The sequence below is a fragment of the Sporosarcina newyorkensis genome, from assembly GCF_900167515.1.
GTDB lineage: Bacteria > Bacillota > Bacilli > Bacillales_A > Planococcaceae > Sporosarcina > Sporosarcina newyorkensis.
The window spans coordinates 36,708-52,439 of sequence record NZ_FUYJ01000007.1; the positions used below are offsets into that span (position 1 = coordinate 36,708).

The following is a 15,732-nucleotide window of genomic DNA, read 5'->3' on the forward strand; positions in this document are numbered from 1 at the left end:
GATTATGGTCATTATATAGAACATACTAAGTAAAATCAATTTACTCAGATAGGAGTTTGATCATCCTATCCATTGGTTTTATCCTCATTCACTCCATGGATCTTCTCATACAGTTCATCTTCAGTTGATATGTCTGCCAATTTAACTTTGGAACGATATGCCGCCCGAATGATCACATGTCCAGCGACTGGTGCTGTCAAAAAAACAAAAGCTATCCCCAGCAATAACCGCACACTAATGAAATTTTCAGCGGCAAGGAAGTATACAAAAGCACCCGACAGAGTCAAAAGCACTGCGAGTGTTGAGCTCTTGGTCGCGGCATGCGATCGGGTATAGACATCCGGCAGCCGGATCAAGCCAAAAACACTGAGGATACTCGCGACAGCTCCGGTCAAAATCAACAATGCACCTGCAAATTCACCCATCTCGCTTACGCTCAACGATTTTCCCCCTCTCAATGAATTTAGAAAATGCGATCGTCCCGATGAACGAAAGAATACCGAGAATCAAAATAGCTTCCAAGAATGCTTTCGTATTCATCATGACTGACACGACAGCAATCGTCGCAATCAAGTTCACGCCAATCACATCTAGTGCCACGACCCGGTCCGGCAACGACGGACCTAAAATAATCCGAATGACCGCCACTAAAATAGTCAGCGCGAATAAAGTGACAGATATTGTCAGCATGCCTGTAATCATCGTGTCACCTCCATAATCGCCTTCTCAAAGTTCTTCAATTGCTTGATGAGACCTTCTCGAGATTCTTCTACGTCCATCGCGTGAATGTACAATTCATTTCCAGAGTGTGAAACCTCCATTACGACGGAACCTGGCGTCAGCGTGAGCAACATCGACAGCATCGTTACTTCTACATCACTCGTCAAAATCGTTTCATACTTAAAAATCCCCGGTTTAATCCGCAATGTTGGTCGCAAAATCTGAGAAATGACAACCACACTGGACTGAGTCAATTCCCGAATGAAGATGAGCAGGAGCTTACAAGCTGCGTACACTCTGCGTAAATAAAAATGCATGCCGAAAAAACGGCTCATAAAAAAGATGATGCCGATTCCGACTAAAAACCCCATAAAAAACGTTGTGAATTTCAATTCATCTTCATCTATCAGAGTCATCCATAAAAATGCGATGAATAAATTCAGCAATAGCTGGACTGGCATGCCGCTCTCCCCCTCTCTACTTCAAATCATTATCGAGAACTGCCCGAATATATTGTTCTGGATTCGCCAATGTATTAGCTGCATCTTGAATATATGGTGAAAGCAATTCCGCTCCGATTCCCATACCAACCACTAACATTGCAAGCAACACAAGCGGCAGTCCGAGCGCCTTCTTAAACGACACTTGGTCATCTTCACTGATCGTCGTTTCTCCCCAAAAGCTATTTAGGAAAATGCGAAGCAAAGAATACAGAACTCCAATACCGGATATGAACGCGACTGCCAACAACAGATAGGAACCTGTTTCAATCGCCCCTAAACCGATATACACCTTTCCAATAAAACCACTTAACGGCGGAATTCCTGCAACTGCTAACATCGTCAGGAAAAATAGCCAGCCCACCAGCGGATAATTCCGGATCAACCCGCTAATTTCATCGAACTTTGAGCGACCGGTCAAATGTACCACGGTACCCGCAAGTAAAAATAACAATGCTTTACTAGCCATATCGTGAACCAAATAATAACTGGCACCCTGAAATGCCGTAGTCGTCGAAATTGCAAGTCCTGTTAATACAAAGCCAACTGAAATGATGACATTATAGGAAACAATTTGTCGAATATCCCCGTAGGCAATGGCACCCAAACAACCACCGATCATCGTGACAACCGCTAATACGCCGATCATTTTAAAGACTAATGGATCGTGAATGAAAATTAGCGTAAACATCCGATATAACGCATAAATTCCAACCTTCGTCAGCAGAGCACCAAACAATGCAGCGACTGCTGTAGGAGGTGCAGCATACGACCCGGGGAGCCAGAAGTATAGGAGCAGTCCAGCTTTCAAACTGAATACTATTAAGAACACGATACTGATCAAAGTAAGCAATGGTCCTTGACCAGCTTCCGCGACACGAACCGCGATATGCGCCATATTCAAAGTACCGACCGTGCCATACAGATATGCAATGCCCAGCAAGAAGAACCAAGATGCCAGCACATTGATCAGCACATAAGTAATACCTTCCTTCAGTTGCATCTTGCGTCCGCCTAAGGTAAGAAGAACATATGATGCCAGCAGCATGACTTCAAAACAGACAAATAGATTAAACAAATCACCCGTCAGAAAAGATCCGTTAACACCCGCCACTAAAAATAGAAAGAATGGATAAAAAAACATCTTTTCCGTTTCTATACCTGTCGTCACGAATGCATAGAGCAATATTATGCTCGATACAACACAAGCTGCCAAAACAAGTAACATCGCAAATGAATCACCTACAAATAATATGCCATGTGGCGGTAACCAATCCCCAAAATCCAATCGCATAATACCTGTACGGCGGATATATTCCAAACAATAAGCCGCAACACCGGCTGACAGCACCATCGTCAATAGGCTCAGCACACGCTGAACCCTAATATACGGCCTGAAAAGCACTAGGATTACACCCATCAATACAGGCAGAATCATAGGCAACACTAGTAAATTATTCATCTTGGTGCCCTCGCAATTCAGGTCCTCGACCAGATTCCTGATAGACGCGGTATGCCAGCACTAATAAAAATGCCGTCACAGCGAAGCTAATGACAATCGCCGTTAAAATCAAAGCTTGCGGCAAAGCATCCGTATATTCTGCTGCTGTTTCATGAAGCAACGGCACATCCCCTTTCTTCAAACCGCCCATCGTTAGTAATAATAAATGAATGGCATGAGAAAGAATCGCCGTACCTAAAATAACTCGCAACATTTCTTTCGATAGAAGCAAATAAACACCGACCATCACCAACACACCAACCAGAAGGGTAATTAATGTTTCCATTACTCCACATCCTCACTGATTCCCAAAATAATCGTTACTACCACTCCAAGTACCGTCAGTGCGACGCCCGCTTCGAAAATCGTCATAGTTCCAAGTTCCGTCTCTCCGAAAACCGGTAGATCGAATTCTCTTGTCGACTGCGATAAAAAAGGAACACCAAACAATAAAGATAAAACGCCTGTCCCTACTGCCAATAAAACACCTAACGCAGCCACCCGCTTAAAATCGAATGGCGTGCCTCGGTGAACCGTCTCAATATCATATACAAGATAAAGCAAGACGAACGCAGAAGAGAGCACCAAACCGCCGATGAAGCCGCCACCTGGATTGTTGTGGCCAGATATAAACAGCTCCACGCCAAATGTTAAAATAATGAAGAATACAATTTTCGTTACGGTCTGCAGGATCACATCATTTTTCTTCAGGACGATCCACTCCCTTCTTGCGCCGCAGCTTCACTAACGAGAACACACCAAGTCCGGCGATAAACAGCACCAACACTTCCAGCATCGTATCAAACGCCCGGAAATCACCGAGGATGGTATTAACTACGTTCAGCCCTCCCGCAATGCGCGAAGCTGTTTCATAATAAATCGAGATAGTTGGATACAACGAATGACCTTGGACCAACAAAGCCACTACAGTGACAATGACTCCCGAAGCCGCTGCAATCAGCCCATTGCGCCATCTCATGGATACCGCTCTATGTTCCGCTCTCCACTCAGGTAAAAAGTAAAAGCACAGTAAGAACAACACAGTCGTAACTGTCTCCACAATAATTTGTGTCAAAGCCAAATCAGGTGCGCGGAATACGACAAATAAAATCGCTATGGAATACCCAAGCACACCGTTTAGAATTATGGCTGTAATTCGGGAGCGCGCAAACAAAACCGCCACGCTCGAACACATCATCACAAAAACGATGACGCCTTCATTCATTTCTATAGATGCATCGTTTGAAAAATCAAAGACAAATTGCTGGAAACCAGCTAATCCGATTCCGATAAACGCAATGAAAATCAGCATGATATATGCGACATAATCACGCACAGAACCCGTCATATAGCCTCTCGTAACACGTGTCGCCACTCGTTCCATCCGTAAGAGTGTCCCATTATAGAAACGATCCAACGTCCATTGCAGAACTCCTAATCGATAGACGCCTTTCCAGTAACGTAAATAACGATAGAGCAAGGTTCCCGCTATGATTACACCAAGCGTCATAAAGACCGGAGCCTTCCATCCATGCCAAACATAGATCTCAGGAACCAAGCCTTCCATGTTCCCAAGATGCGGATACACCGCAAGCATGGCAGGTCCCAAAATATACGTCCCCAAAATATTCGGAAAGAAGAAAATCAAAAGTACTAAACTGCCTAGCACAATTGGCGCCACCAACATTTGGATGGGTGCTTCATGAGCAGGGCGCTGGCCGGGGAACGGTTCTGGCACCTTTCCCAAAAAGGACTGAAACACAATAACCATACAATAGATGAAAGTAAAGACACTGCCGACCCATGCAACGATGGGAAAGAGCAGAGCAAGTGAATCCATCGTCAATAAGTTGGCATTTTTCAGTGACAGCATGGCCTCAAAAAATAGCTCTTTACTTAAGAAACCATTGAAAGGAGGCAATCCTGCCATGGAAAAACTCCCGATCAACGCAATCGTAAACGTGATCGGCATAATTGTCGCCAAACCACCCAACCGTCTAATATTACGCGTCCCAAGCTGATGGTCTAAAATTCCGACAACCATAAACAGCGATCCCTTAAAGGTCGAGTGATTGACCAAATGAAATAATGCAGCAAATGTAGCCGCTGTAAATAGCGCCACGTGCGAGCTTTCTGAAGAAGCAAATGCAAGTGAGCCAACGCCGAGCAGGCTCATGATCATACCGAGCTGACTTACCGTTGAAAAGGCCAATAACGCCTTCAAATCGGTCTGTTTCACAGCATTGACAGACCCCCATAGCATCGTCAACAGACCCACACATGAAACGATATAGAACCACACCGCATGACCCGCAAATACAGGTGTAAAGCGAGCAACGAGATAAATACCGGCTTTCACCATCGTGGCAGAATGCAAATACGCACTGACCGGAGTTGGTGCCTCCATGGCATCAGGCAGCCAAATATGGAAAGGAAACTGCGCGGACTTTGTAAACGCACCCAGCAATACGAGCAGCATGGCAGGAATGAAAAGAGAATCTGCAGCGATGATATCGCGCATTCCGATCAATTCACGTAAACTAAATGTTCCGGTCATCGTGTATAGCATTAAAAACCCTGCCAGCATGAAAATACCGCCAGTCACGGTGATCAACATCGACTTTTTAGCACCATATCTTGATTGCTTACGGTGGAACCAGAATGCAATCAGCAAGAAAGAGGAAATACTTGTTAATTCCCAAAAAACATACAGAACGATCAGATTATCAGACAAAACTACCCCGAGCATCGCACCCATGAACAGTAGTAAATATGTATAAAAGCGGCCAATCGCTTCTCGTTCAGAAAGATAAAATATTGAATAGAAAACGACTAGACTACCAATCCCTGTAATCAACAAGGCAAAAATCATACTTAGCCCATCTAAATACGTCGAAAAATAGACATCCGCCGAAGGTATCCAAGGAAGGGAATATGTATAAGTTGCGCCATGTGAAAGCGAGGGAACTAAACGAAGAAGAAGTACGAATAAAAGCAAGGGAACAATGATTACAAACCAACCGATTTTCCTACCGGTTAAAAATTTATGTACGAATGGCACCAAACATGCTGCGATAAATGGAATAAAAATTGCCAGCAAGACGGTAATCAACCTTACACCTCCTAAAAAATTCTAACGTAAACATCGACTAACCACCCAACTCCTCTTGACTGAACCCCATACGTTATGCATAATGGGACTCTAAGCAAAGAGTATATTGTCTACTCGAAAGTATACACTACTTTACAGGAATTCGCATAGAAAGCGCAGTTGAAATGTTGTATGATTGCTGAAGTATGCAACCAAATAGATAGGATGTATACAGTGGTAAACTAATTATTTTATCGAATATGAAGAGGTGAAGAGTCATTATGGGCAAAATGAAAAGCCGTATGGACGAGAGTATTCTCGTTTGTGTGTACTACGGTCCAAATGGTGAACGTCTCATTAAAAGAGGATATAAAATCGCAGCAATCATGGATTGTCCGCTGTACATCTTAACCGTCGATCCTGCACCACTGGATGACTTTGATGCGGAGAAATCGGAGTACATCGAACGCTGGCAAGAACTTGCTGAAGAGCTAGACGTGGAAGCGTTCATTATCCGAGACGATGAAACGCGACCCGCAGCCAAGGTCATTAAAGAAGTCGCACACCAATACGGCATCACACAAATCATCATCGGGCAAACAGCGCAAAGCCGTTGGGAAGAAATTACGAAAGGCTCCTTCATGAACGTACTGCTAAGAGAGATCCCATTCGTTGACTTCCATGTAGTCTCTGTAGATCGGGCGATCAAACATGAGGAGGAAGGGTCTTTTGAAAAAGGCGTGCGTGCCTACCTTGTTCAAGACGGTGATGGTTATCGCATTAATTTCACACTCTCCAAACGTGCACAATACGAAGGTATCTTCTTCAAAGAAATTGGAACAGATTTTAATAACGGCATTTTTAAATTCATGCAAAACAATAAAATTTGCCAAGTTCAAATTGAAGAGGACCAAGTGCTGGAAACGAGCAAGATTCAATGCAAAGTCTATGATTAATACTGACATCTGTGCATATCATTTTGAAAAAAAGCAGCATCCCGACTTTCGGGATGCTGCTTCTTATCATTCAGAGAGCTCTTCTCCTACTATTTTCACTTCCATCTCCAGATCGATGCCAAATTTCTTTTTGACTTCTGCTCTCACCATTTCAATCGTCTGGATATAATCTGTTGCAGTTGCGTCTTTTTTATTAACGATAAACCCGGCATGTTTCGTAGAAACTTCTGCTCCGCCAAATCCTTTGCCTTGCAGCCCACTATCTTGAATCAATTTTCCTGCAAAATAGCCTGGCGGTCGCTTGAAAACACTACCCGCCGAAGGATATTCAAGAGGCTGCTTAGATTCGCGCTGAAACGTAAGGTCTGCCACAGCCGCATCGATATCACATTGTACGCCAGGCGTCAATTGGAATTCAGCAGATAGTACATAGTAGCCCTTCGTTGTAATAATGCTTTTTCGATAACCAAGTTCCAGCTCTTCTTTGGATAGAATGAAGATCTTCCCCGTATCATCCATCAATGTAGCTTGTGTAATAATATCCTTGATCTCACCGCCGTATGCCCCGGCATTCATTGCCATTGCTCCGCCGATCGATCCTGGAATCCCACAAGCAAACTCCAAACCAGTCAAGCAAGCTTTTGCCGCTGCCTTGGATGCATCGATGATATGTGCCCCCGCTTCCGCGATTAGCGTACTTTCCTTAATCTGAATTTCATTAAGATTGGCCATGTACAGGACAATCCCACGAACACCGCCATCCCGTACAACCATATTCGATCCGTTACCCAATAATAAAATCGGAATGTTTTGTTCATATGCGTAGGTTACAACTGCTTGCACTTCTTCTATAGTTCCAGGTGCTACGACAACATCTGCTTTTCCACCTAGACGCGTTTTCGTGTATTTGTTTAGCGGTTCATCAAGCAATACCCAACCGTTCTTTATTTTCATTTGAAGGTCTTCAAACCAGCGATGTTTTGACATTCACATCCAGTCCTTTCACTTTACCTGTCTCCAAACAAGGAAACATTCTTATCACTCTATTAGTATGCTTCCAATCGGTCTTTTTGACAAGGTTTTTCATTTTGACTTTTATAGGCTTTTCCTTTACAGTTTACATAACTAAAGACCCACAAGGAGGAGAGAAAGTGAATAAATGGAAAGTTGATTCCACAGCATCCACTGTCGAATTTTCCGTTCCCCATATGATGGTATCGAGCGTGAAGGGCAAGTTTGAAGAGTTTTCAGGGGAAATCGAAGGAAATGCACTGGATTTGGCGAAGAGTTCTGTCCAGTTTCAAGTGGCTGTTCGTTCTATTCAGACAGACAATAAGGAGCGCGATGTGCATTTATGCTCACAAGACTTTTTTGACGCACAATCCTTTCCATATATGTCGTTTCTCTCTCGATCTATTTATCTAGAGAAGGATAATATGTATAGAATGACTGGAGATTTGATCATTAAACAGACTACGAAAAAGCTATTGTTTTGTGTTACACCTTTAGCGCCTGAAACATTTGATGCCCGCTATCTAGCTGAAGGCAAGATTAAGAGGAAAGAATTTGGCCTGATATGGAATAGGGCTATCGAAGCAGGCGGTGTCATGGTCGGCGATACAATTGATATTCAGCTGACCATTGCCGTAAAGAAAAAATGAAAATGCCTGAACAGATGAATACCAGTGCTCAGTCAGAAGCATTTACTTTTTACTGAATTTAAACGAAGATCAAATTGCCCAGTCTACGCAATTTAGGGATTGAAGCGGAAGACGGTCGACTCCGGGAAAGCGTACCGTCTAGAGCGCAAATCCTCACGGATACCCCCCTGCCGCACTTACTCGACGAAAACTTGACCAGCTGTATTCGTATAACTTTTGCTTCACTTAAAATGGAAATCTCGATAATAACAATGTGAAATATCTCCAAATCATCTCATCTGGTAAGGTAACTCAATAATCTCGTACATTTAAAGAAGCAACAGCCGAAATGCCATACGAGCATTCCGACTGCTGCTTTTCTATCCTTATTTACACATCACACGAGTCATCATCACACTGCCCCCCGCTATCTTTTCCTAGCATCTGCAGAGTTGATTTGATTCCTTCCTCTTCTGCAATCTTTTCGAGCGCCTCCACAAATGCTTCGATCGGCTGAGCACCAGAAATTGCATACTTCCGATTGATGACAAAGAACGGTACACCCTGTACGCCAATCTGACGTGCTTCTTCGATGTCAGCTTGCACTTCATCTGCAAAATCATTACTGTGGAGCATTGCTTTCGTCAGCTCTGCATCGAGACCCGCTTCTTGTGCGATCGATACGAGTACTTCCTCTGTGTCGATACGTTCACCTTCCACAAAGTGACCATGCAACAAACGCTCGGTCACTTGCTCTTCCGCCCCATGCTGTCCAGCAAATTTCGCTAGACGATGTGCATCCTGCGTATTGGAAGTCTTCATTTTTTCCACTTGATAATGAAGCCCCACCGTTTTTGCTTGCTCTTCAACATTTTTCATCATATTTTCTGCTTCAGTCCTGCTGATGTTATACTTGTTTGCCAACCCTTCAAGTTGCGATTGGTCAGATGCTACAGGTGTATTCGGATCCAGCTGATAGGCCTTGTACTGCACCTCTGCTTTCTCCTCTAGCCCTGCTTGCTTCAGTGCCTGCTCCAAACGTCTCTTTCCGATATAGCAAAACGGACAAACATAATCGGACCATACTTCAATTTTCATTTATTCCGCCACCTTTCTACTATCAATTTTAGATTCAATAAAATTTGGGTACAATATAAATGCTTGAACTATTTGAATATAAAAGGACTGGTGTAAAAATGAATGAGTCACTATGGCTGGCAACCGCATATCCAAACGAAGAATATCCTGTGGTAGAGGATAATCTATCATGCGAGGTTTTGATCATCGGCGGAGGTTTAAGTGGGATTGCAAATGCCTATTTCTTAGCGTCACAAGGTAAAGATGTCATTTTATTGGAGAAAAACAGCATTTTACACGGAGCGACCGGGAACTCAACTGGTAAACTAACTGCGCAACATGACTTGGTATATGCCGATTTGATTGAGCAATTTGACTTGGAAAGCGCAAAGCTTTATTTCAATGCGAACGAAAGTGCTTTGCAATTCGCTCGTTCCATTGCAGATGCAAATGAGCTGCAAACTGCACATTCCGCACTTTACTCACAAACTGCAAAAGGTACAGAACAATTAATGAGAGAGAAAAAAGCCTATGAGGAAATAGGAATTCCGTTCACATTAGCTGGCAAGGCAACCGATTTACCTTTTCAGACTACAAACACATTAATCATCGAGAACGAAGCTCAAATACATCCAGTTCGTTTTGGACAAAAGTTAGCACAGCTTGCAACCAAGGCTGGTGCTCGATTATTTGAACATGCACAAGTTGCGGCACTCGATACAGACCGCCATTTCGTTAAGCTTTCTTCTTCCACAGAAATTCGTTACCGTCAGCTGATCATCTGTTCGCATTATCCGATTGAGGCACTTGAAGGTATGCAAATTCTCAAATTAGACGTCGATCGTTCTTATATAGCAGCGGCAAAAACAACCACCCCTTTCGCCCATCAATATATCGCCGTTGATAATCCGAAACGCTCAATACGCACAACAACCATTGACGGTCAATCGTATTTATTACTGGCCGCAGAATCTCATCATGCGGGGGCAGAAAAAGAAACGCAGATCCATTATGACCGCATTACAGAGGACCTAAAAACGAACTTGCAACATTCGGACATCATCTACAAATGGTCTGCGCAAGATCCGTCTACGCCAGATCTAGTGCCCTACGCAGGAGCTATTTCAGATGCATCGCCTGATGTCTTTATTAGTACTGGCTATCGAAAATGGGGGCTCTCCAACTCCATGGCCAGCGCTCAAATCATCTCGGACGCAATTGTCGGGCGACACAATCCTGCCAGCGAACTATACTCTCCTCGACGCACGGATTTTGGCGCATTATTCAACAGGGCTCTTTTATTGACAGGGCGCACAGTGAAGGAATTTGCAGGTGGTCATATCGCACGCACGGACTCGCCTATTTGCACACATATGGGTTGCCGTACTCGCTGGAATAAAGGCGACCAAACATGGGATTGTCCTTGTCACGGCTCTCGTTTCCGTGCAGATGGTTCAGTACTCGAAGGTCCTGCCACTCAGCCTCTTGATTTAAGTTAAAAAAGACTGTCATGGAAACCGGATGAATTTCCGATTTCTAGACAGTCTTTTCATTAGGATAACGCTTCAGTTAATACTGGTACAATCTGTTTTTTGCGTGACACGATGCCTTTTAGCAATGCGGAGTTATTATCGAACGATACATTAAACGCGGAGCCTGCACGTTCTGCTTCTTTACCTAATGCAATGATGACAGAATCACTGTTAATGATATCCGTTACGACAAACAAGAATAAATCCAAGTTCTTTTGCTCAATCACTTGAAGAAGCAATTTTTCCAACTCTGCTTGACGCCCAAGAATATCTTGAAGGTCGACTGCATTCACTTGAGCAATCTCCATTTTGATATCGCCGAATGAAAATTCTTTTGCATCCAAGCTAACTAATTCTTGAATAGGCGTTGCACTCAAATCTGCACCGGCTTTTAGCATGGCTAGACCATACTCAGCAGCATTGATCTCGGCAATGGCAGCCAATTCATTAGCCGCTGCCTGATCTTGCTCTGTAAAAGTTGGTGATTTGAATAACAATGAATCAGAAACAATTGCCGATAGCATGAGTCCTGCGATTTCTTTCGGTATCTTGACTCCATGTTCCTTAAATAATTTGTTCAAAATTGTTGCCGTACAACCAACCGGCTCAGCCCGATAATATAGCGGATCATTTGTCTGGAAGTTTGCGATTCGGTGATGGTCAATGACTTCCAACACTTGTACTTCGTCCAAATCGTCTACACTCTGCTGCTTTTCATTGTGATCGACCAAGATAACTTGCGATACTTCAGGCGATGCCTTTTCGATTAAACGAGGGGCTTCAAAACCAAATGTTTCAAGAGCATACGCAGTTTCTTTTGAAATATTTCCTAAACGCACTGCTTCTGCATCTACTCCCAATTGCTGCTTCAAGTACGCATATGAAATAGCAGATGCTATTGAATCTGTATCTGGGTTTTTATGCCCGATGACTAACACTTTTGACATTGTTAAATCCTCCTAATTCACTCTGTTTACTAATTTTATTTTACCACACTATTTAAGTTTGAGTAGTGGGAAATAATAAAGCATGAATTTCATCTTTATTATGAACGAAGTCTGCTATTGTATAACGGTCCAGCACAGCAAAATAGGCTTGTAATGCTTCATACAATACACCTTTCAGATGACAGGCCGATGATAGAACACACATATTTTTATTTGGATCAAAGCATTCAACCAAATGAAAATCATCCTCGGTTTTACGGACAAGTTCTCCGACATTGATATCATTAGGGTCTGTACAAAGGCGAATTCCTCCTCCGCGACCACGAATCGTTTCAATCAGCTGCAGCTTTCCTAATTCATGGACAATTTTTGTGAGGTGATTTTTAGAGATTTGATAAGCATCCGATATTTCCTGCACAGTGGAAAGTTCATCATGTTGCTTGGACGCTAGAAAAATCAGAACACGCAGCGAATAATCAGTGTACATAGTTAAACGCATAATATCACCACTTTCTGTTCTTTTTCCATTATAGCATTTTCATTCAAAAATTCCTTATTTACCGCCGCGAGTCAGATGAATAACAACGTTGATCCATTTAGGGTTTAAACTTGTCAGAACCGGCTATCATTAAAAGATAGCTTTTTTAGTGTATGGCGGTTTATTGAATGAACTGTGTCCATTTTTTGTATTCTATTTAAACATGTATTTTATATATAGCTTTTAAGCAAAAAGTGTTTTATGATGGGTTTATCAAATACGGAAAGGTTGTGCATTACCATGTTAGATCAAAAAACAATCGATATTATTAAATCAACAGTACCAGTACTGGAGCAACACGGTAAAACGATTACAACAGTTTTCTACAGAAATATGTTTGAAGCACACCCAGAGTTACTCGACATTTTCAATCATGCAAACCAATCACAGGGACGTCAGCAAACGGCACTCGCTAATACAGTGTACGCAGCAGCTCAACACATTGACGACCTAGGAGCAATTCTTCCAGCAGTCGTGCAAATCGCACACAAGCATGTATCTTTAGGGATCTTGCCTGAGCATTATCCAATTGTAGGGGAGTATTTATTAGGTGCAATCAAAGAAGTACTAGGTGATGCAGCAACTCCTGAAATCATCGACGCATGGGCAGCAGCTTACGGAGTGATTGCAGATGCATTCATCGGATTGGAAGCAAAAATGTATGATGACAACGAATCTGCCGATGGCGGCTGGAGAGAATTCAAGGATTTCGAGATTGTCGATAAAGTAGAAGAAAGTGATGTTATCACTTCCTTTTATTTAAAACCAGTTGACGGCAAAAAGTTACCGTACTACTTGCCAGGACAATATATTACAATTCGCACTTCAATCCCAGGTGTGAAAAATGTCGTTAATCGTCAATATAGCTTGTCGCAAAAATCCAATGATGAGACATTCCGCATTTCCGTCAAACGTGAAGATTCACTGCAACCGAATGGCGTTGTTTCTTGCTACTTGCATAACGAAGCAGCCGTTGGCGATATAATCGAGGTAAGCGTACCTGCAGGAGACTTCTATCTAGAGCCGACAAAGACAACACCTGTAACATTGATCAGCGGCGGTGTAGGAATCACACCAATGAAAGCAATGTATCAAACAATTGCAGACGTGTCTCCTGAACGTGAAGTCGCATTCTTGCACTCCGCCCGTACACGCAGCCAACAAGCATTTGCTACTAAATTAGAGCAGTTGAACGCAAAATTACCGAACTCCAGCTACAAAGCCCTTTATTCAGAAGAGGGAGACGGCATGTTCACACGCGAATTCTTGCAGGAAAATGTCATCGAAGGCAGCGATGTCTATGTCTGTGGACCTACTGGTTTCATGGAATTCGTTATCCAACAGCTTTATGCAATCGGCGTACCAGAAGAAAAAGTACACTTCGAATTCTTCGGACCTGCTGTACAACTTGATTTAGCAACTGTTTGACTATACTAACAAACCCCGCGAATTTGATTCGCGGGGTCTTTCTTTGGCTTTTAGTTCATTTCTAACTGTGTTTCGCTTTATAATTTCTTAGGCATACGGATTGAAGCAAAAATCAGTGCAGCCACTAAAAAAAGTCCTAAATAGCCGACAAGCGGGTAAAAATTGCTGACCAAGTTCGTAAAACCGAAGAAGCTCAGCCCATAGCCGATTACTAATGAAACAGCTACGAAAACTTTAAACGTCTTCGTACCAGATTCAATGAATCTCGCACCAAATGCATAGAACATACTGACTGCCGTATTGAAGATCATGCCGTACAGCACAAGCGCCATAAATATCGCGAATATAGGTGAAATAGAATTGATAATCGCAAGCATTGGCAATTCTGTTCCCGCCACGTCATCTACCTTCGAGAATATTGCCAAGTGACTCAATAAAATCAAGATACCGAGACCAAGGCCCCCAACAAAACCGCCCCAAGCAGCTGTCTTCTCATTTTTTTCCGCGCCTCCCATCACAATGGACATAGATGCGCCCACTGCAATATTGAACGACACATAGTTGATTGCCGAAACAAACCAATTTGGTAATGTCGTCGGCACCGCTTTAGCTACAGGATCCAGAACCGCAAATGTTGTATCCATCGTCCATACACTATAGATCGATACGCCAACAACTGTGATGATCAGAAATGGTGTAATACTGCCAATCACCGCAACCACTTTGTCGACATTCAATAAGATTGTTAAAAATACGAGCACAATCATCAGCAAACTGCCGACATAAGAAGGCAACCCAAATTGCTGATGTAAATTAGCTCCGGCGCCAGCCAGCATAACCACTCCAACGCCGAACAGTGTAAAGATAATAATGCCATCCACCACGACGCCTAAGTAACGCCCGCTAATTTTATAAATGACATCCTTGTGAGAATTCGTCTGCATCCGACTGCCAAGACGCGTCAATACCATCCCCAAATAAGCAAATAATACAGTACAGACGATAGCACCCAGGATCCCCCAGAATCCAAAACTCGTAAAATACGTCATAATTTCATTCCCGGAAGCAAAACCAGCCCCGACAATTATGCCGATGAAGGCACTTCCCATCTTTAATATGTCTCTCATAATTTCCCCTATTCTTCTCTGTCACGACAAGGCCGCGAGATGATCTTTACCCCCACTTCATTTCCTGTATTTCGAAACAAAAGGGTTGTCTTTTTCATAAAACCGCCAAGGATAATGGACAGCCTCACCTGAGTTTCCAATACCTACGCGCGGACCTGCTTCCACTTCATTTTGCGGAAATCCTTCTGAAATATAAAGCGGTTTCTGTGCCCAATGATGACCGTAGTAGTCCATCGTGACCCCAAGTGCTTTTGAGAGCTTACCCGGACCATTTGTCAGATCGGTCATTTTCTTAATGTGATTCCCACGGTTTTCTTGCATATGAACCAAACCTTCTACAGGCTCGCCTGCTCTCAGCAAAACGGCATGCGGAATTCCTACCTTTGCACCCACGACATTCATCAGCACGTGGGTGTGCATCTGGTATGTATACACCGATCCCGCTTCTCCAAACATAATTTCTGTGCGCTTTGTTCGACGATTACCGAAGCTATGAGCCGCACGATCTTCGGGTCCGTGGTACGCTTCAGTCTCTACGATTCTAACAACCAGTAAGCCGTCCGAACGCTCATGAACAATATGCTTTCCGACTAAGTTGCGTGCAAGTTCTAAGACAGGAGCTTCAAAAAAAGACGGATCGATCGGTTCATACATTGTAATCTTCTCCTTTCCACA

The 15,732-nt window shown here is 43.2% G+C and carries 17 protein-coding genes; 4 read left to right on the forward strand and 13 right to left on the reverse strand.

The window, feature by feature from the left end:
* Positions 1 to 65: 65 nt before the first annotated feature.
* The 7 genes from B5D59_RS13145 to B5D59_RS13175 are packed head-to-tail and all read right to left on the reverse strand — an operon-like array spanning position 66 to position 5,833.
* On the reverse strand, positions 66 to 440 hold the full coding sequence (locus B5D59_RS13145) for a Na+/H+ antiporter subunit G (protein ID WP_040759905.1): 375 nt from the start codon (positions 438 to 440) through the stop codon (positions 66 to 68).
* The gene (locus B5D59_RS13150; RefSeq protein WP_009498899.1) at positions 418 to 702 is read right to left on the reverse strand and encodes a Na(+)/H(+) antiporter subunit F1; all 285 of its coding nucleotides are present in this window, start codon (positions 700 to 702) and stop codon (positions 418 to 420) included. The genes B5D59_RS13145 and B5D59_RS13150 overlap by 23 nt, the downstream gene beginning before the upstream one ends.
* The gene (locus tag B5D59_RS13155; RefSeq protein WP_009498900.1) at positions 699 to 1,181 is read right to left on the reverse strand and encodes a Na+/H+ antiporter subunit E; all 483 of its coding nucleotides are present in this window, start codon (positions 1,179 to 1,181) and stop codon (positions 699 to 701) included. The genes B5D59_RS13150 and B5D59_RS13155 overlap by 4 nt, the downstream gene beginning before the upstream one ends.
* Before the next feature lie 16 nt (positions 1,182 to 1,197).
* On the reverse strand, positions 1,198 to 2,682 hold the full coding sequence (locus B5D59_RS13160) for a Na+/H+ antiporter subunit D (RefSeq protein ID WP_078818273.1): 1,485 nt from the start codon (positions 2,680 to 2,682) through the stop codon (positions 1,198 to 1,200).
* A complete protein-coding gene (locus B5D59_RS13165) occupies positions 2,675 to 3,007 on the reverse strand; it encodes a Na(+)/H(+) antiporter subunit C (RefSeq protein WP_009498902.1) in 333 nt (110 codons plus the stop codon). The genes B5D59_RS13160 and B5D59_RS13165 overlap by 8 nt, the downstream gene beginning before the upstream one ends.
* Positions 3,007 to 3,432, reverse strand: coding sequence for a Na(+)/H(+) antiporter subunit B (locus tag B5D59_RS13170; RefSeq protein WP_078818274.1), 426 nt, complete (start codon positions 3,430 to 3,432; stop codon positions 3,007 to 3,009). Before B5D59_RS13170 ends, B5D59_RS13165 begins: the two co-directional genes overlap by 1 nt.
* Positions 3,419 to 5,833: a Na+/H+ antiporter subunit A gene (locus B5D59_RS13175; protein ID WP_176132590.1), complete on the reverse strand. Its 2,415-nt coding sequence runs from the start codon at positions 5,831 to 5,833 to the stop codon at positions 3,419 to 3,421. The genes B5D59_RS13170 and B5D59_RS13175 overlap by 14 nt, the downstream gene beginning before the upstream one ends.
* Positions 5,834 to 6,093: 260 nt before the next feature.
* Here B5D59_RS13175 and B5D59_RS13180 point away from each other — a divergent pair, with 260 nt between their 5' ends.
* On the forward strand, positions 6,094 to 6,768 hold the full coding sequence (locus B5D59_RS13180) for a universal stress protein (protein ID WP_078818275.1): 675 nt from the start codon (positions 6,094 to 6,096) through the stop codon (positions 6,766 to 6,768).
* Between the two features lie 66 nt (positions 6,769 to 6,834).
* On the opposite strand, the gene murB is transcribed toward B5D59_RS13180, so the two are convergent.
* Positions 6,835 to 7,755 carry a UDP-N-acetylmuramate dehydrogenase gene (murB, locus tag B5D59_RS13185; protein ID WP_009498906.1) on the reverse strand — a complete coding sequence of 307 codons (921 nt, stop codon included), beginning with the start codon at positions 7,753 to 7,755 and terminating at the stop codon, positions 6,835 to 6,837.
* 164 nt (positions 7,756 to 7,919) lie between these two features.
* Here murB and B5D59_RS18270 point away from each other — a divergent pair, with 164 nt between their 5' ends.
* Positions 7,920 to 8,429, forward strand: a complete 510-nt coding sequence (locus B5D59_RS18270) for a YceI family protein (protein ID WP_176132591.1) — start codon at positions 7,920 to 7,922, stop codon at positions 8,427 to 8,429.
* A gap of 369 nt (positions 8,430 to 8,798) precedes the next feature.
* Here the strand turns inward: B5D59_RS18270 and B5D59_RS13195 are convergent, their stop codons facing one another.
* Positions 8,799 to 9,506 (reverse strand): DsbA family oxidoreductase, encoded by a 708-nt coding sequence (locus B5D59_RS13195; RefSeq protein WP_078818276.1) that lies wholly within the window; start codon positions 9,504 to 9,506, stop codon positions 8,799 to 8,801.
* Between the two features lie 98 nt (positions 9,507 to 9,604).
* Here B5D59_RS13195 and B5D59_RS13200 point away from each other — a divergent pair, with 98 nt between their 5' ends.
* Positions 9,605 to 10,984 (forward strand): FAD-dependent oxidoreductase, encoded by a 1,380-nt coding sequence (locus tag B5D59_RS13200; protein WP_078818368.1) that lies wholly within the window; start codon positions 9,605 to 9,607, stop codon positions 10,982 to 10,984.
* A gap of 53 nt (positions 10,985 to 11,037) precedes the next feature.
* Here B5D59_RS13200 and B5D59_RS13205 read toward each other — a convergent pair whose 3' ends face one another.
* Together B5D59_RS13205 and B5D59_RS13210 are read right to left on the reverse strand one after the other, a co-directional pair.
* Entirely contained in the window at positions 11,038 to 11,964 is a 927-nt protein-coding gene (locus B5D59_RS13205) for a manganese-dependent inorganic pyrophosphatase (protein ID WP_078818277.1), read from the reverse strand.
* A 52-nt stretch (positions 11,965 to 12,016) separates the two neighbouring features.
* A complete protein-coding gene (locus tag B5D59_RS13210; protein ID WP_078818278.1) occupies positions 12,017 to 12,463 on the reverse strand; it encodes an RrF2 family transcriptional regulator in 447 nt (148 codons plus the stop codon).
* A 243-nt stretch (positions 12,464 to 12,706) separates the two neighbouring features.
* Here B5D59_RS13210 and hmpA point away from each other — a divergent pair, with 243 nt between their 5' ends.
* Positions 12,707 to 13,930, forward strand: a complete 1,224-nt coding sequence (gene hmpA / locus B5D59_RS13215) for an NO-inducible flavohemoprotein (RefSeq protein WP_340760629.1) — start codon at positions 12,707 to 12,709, stop codon at positions 13,928 to 13,930.
* 77 nt (positions 13,931 to 14,007) lie between these two features.
* Here hmpA and B5D59_RS13220 read toward each other — a convergent pair whose 3' ends face one another.
* Both B5D59_RS13220 and B5D59_RS13225 read right to left on the reverse strand, forming a co-directional pair.
* Positions 14,008 to 15,057 carry a YkvI family membrane protein gene (locus B5D59_RS13220; protein ID WP_078818280.1) on the reverse strand — a complete coding sequence of 350 codons (1,050 nt, stop codon included), beginning with the start codon at positions 15,055 to 15,057 and terminating at the stop codon, positions 14,008 to 14,010.
* Between the two features lie 57 nt (positions 15,058 to 15,114).
* Entirely contained in the window at positions 15,115 to 15,711 is a 597-nt protein-coding gene (locus B5D59_RS13225) for a DNA-3-methyladenine glycosylase (RefSeq protein ID WP_078818281.1), read from the reverse strand.
* Positions 15,712 to 15,732: the final 21 nt, after the last annotated feature.

Bases quoted from the DNA above. Each gene is read 5' to 3' on its own strand.
- B5D59_RS13150 (WP_009498899.1), bottom strand. From the start codon at position 702: ATGATTACAGGCATGCTGACAATATCTGTCACTTTATTCGCGCTGACT.
- B5D59_RS13155 (WP_009498900.1), bottom strand. From the start codon at position 1,181: ATGCCAGTCCAGCTATTGCTGAATTTATTCATCGCATTTTTATGGATG.
- B5D59_RS13160 (WP_078818273.1), bottom strand. From the start codon at position 2,682: ATGAATAATTTACTAGTGTTGCCTATGATTCTGCCTGTATTGATGGGT.
- B5D59_RS13165 (WP_009498902.1), bottom strand. From the start codon at position 3,007: ATGGAAACATTAATTACCCTTCTGGTTGGTGTGTTGGTGATGGTCGGT.
- B5D59_RS13180 (WP_078818275.1), top strand. From the start codon at position 6,094: ATGGGCAAAATGAAAAGCCGTATGGACGAGAGTATTCTCGTTTGTGTG.
- murB (WP_009498906.1), bottom strand. From the start codon at position 7,755: ATGTCAAAACATCGCTGGTTTGAAGACCTTCAAATGAAAATAAAGAAC.
- B5D59_RS13195 (WP_078818276.1), bottom strand. From the start codon at position 9,506: ATGAAAATTGAAGTATGGTCCGATTATGTTTGTCCGTTTTGCTATATC.
- B5D59_RS13200 (WP_078818368.1), top strand. From the start codon at position 9,605: ATGAATGAGTCACTATGGCTGGCAACCGCATATCCAAACGAAGAATAT.
- B5D59_RS13205 (WP_078818277.1), bottom strand. From the start codon at position 11,964: ATGTCAAAAGTGTTAGTCATCGGGCATAAAAACCCAGATACAGATTCA.
- B5D59_RS13210 (WP_078818278.1), bottom strand. From the start codon at position 12,463: ATGCGTTTAACTATGTACACTGATTATTCGCTGCGTGTTCTGATTTTT.
- hmpA (WP_340760629.1), top strand. From the start codon at position 12,707: ATGGGTTTATCAAATACGGAAAGGTTGTGCATTACCATGTTAGATCAA.
- B5D59_RS13220 (WP_078818280.1), bottom strand. From the start codon at position 15,057: ATGAGAGACATATTAAAGATGGGAAGTGCCTTCATCGGCATAATTGTC.
- B5D59_RS13225 (WP_078818281.1), bottom strand. From the start codon at position 15,711: ATGTATGAACCGATCGATCCGTCTTTTTTTGAAGCTCCTGTCTTAGAA.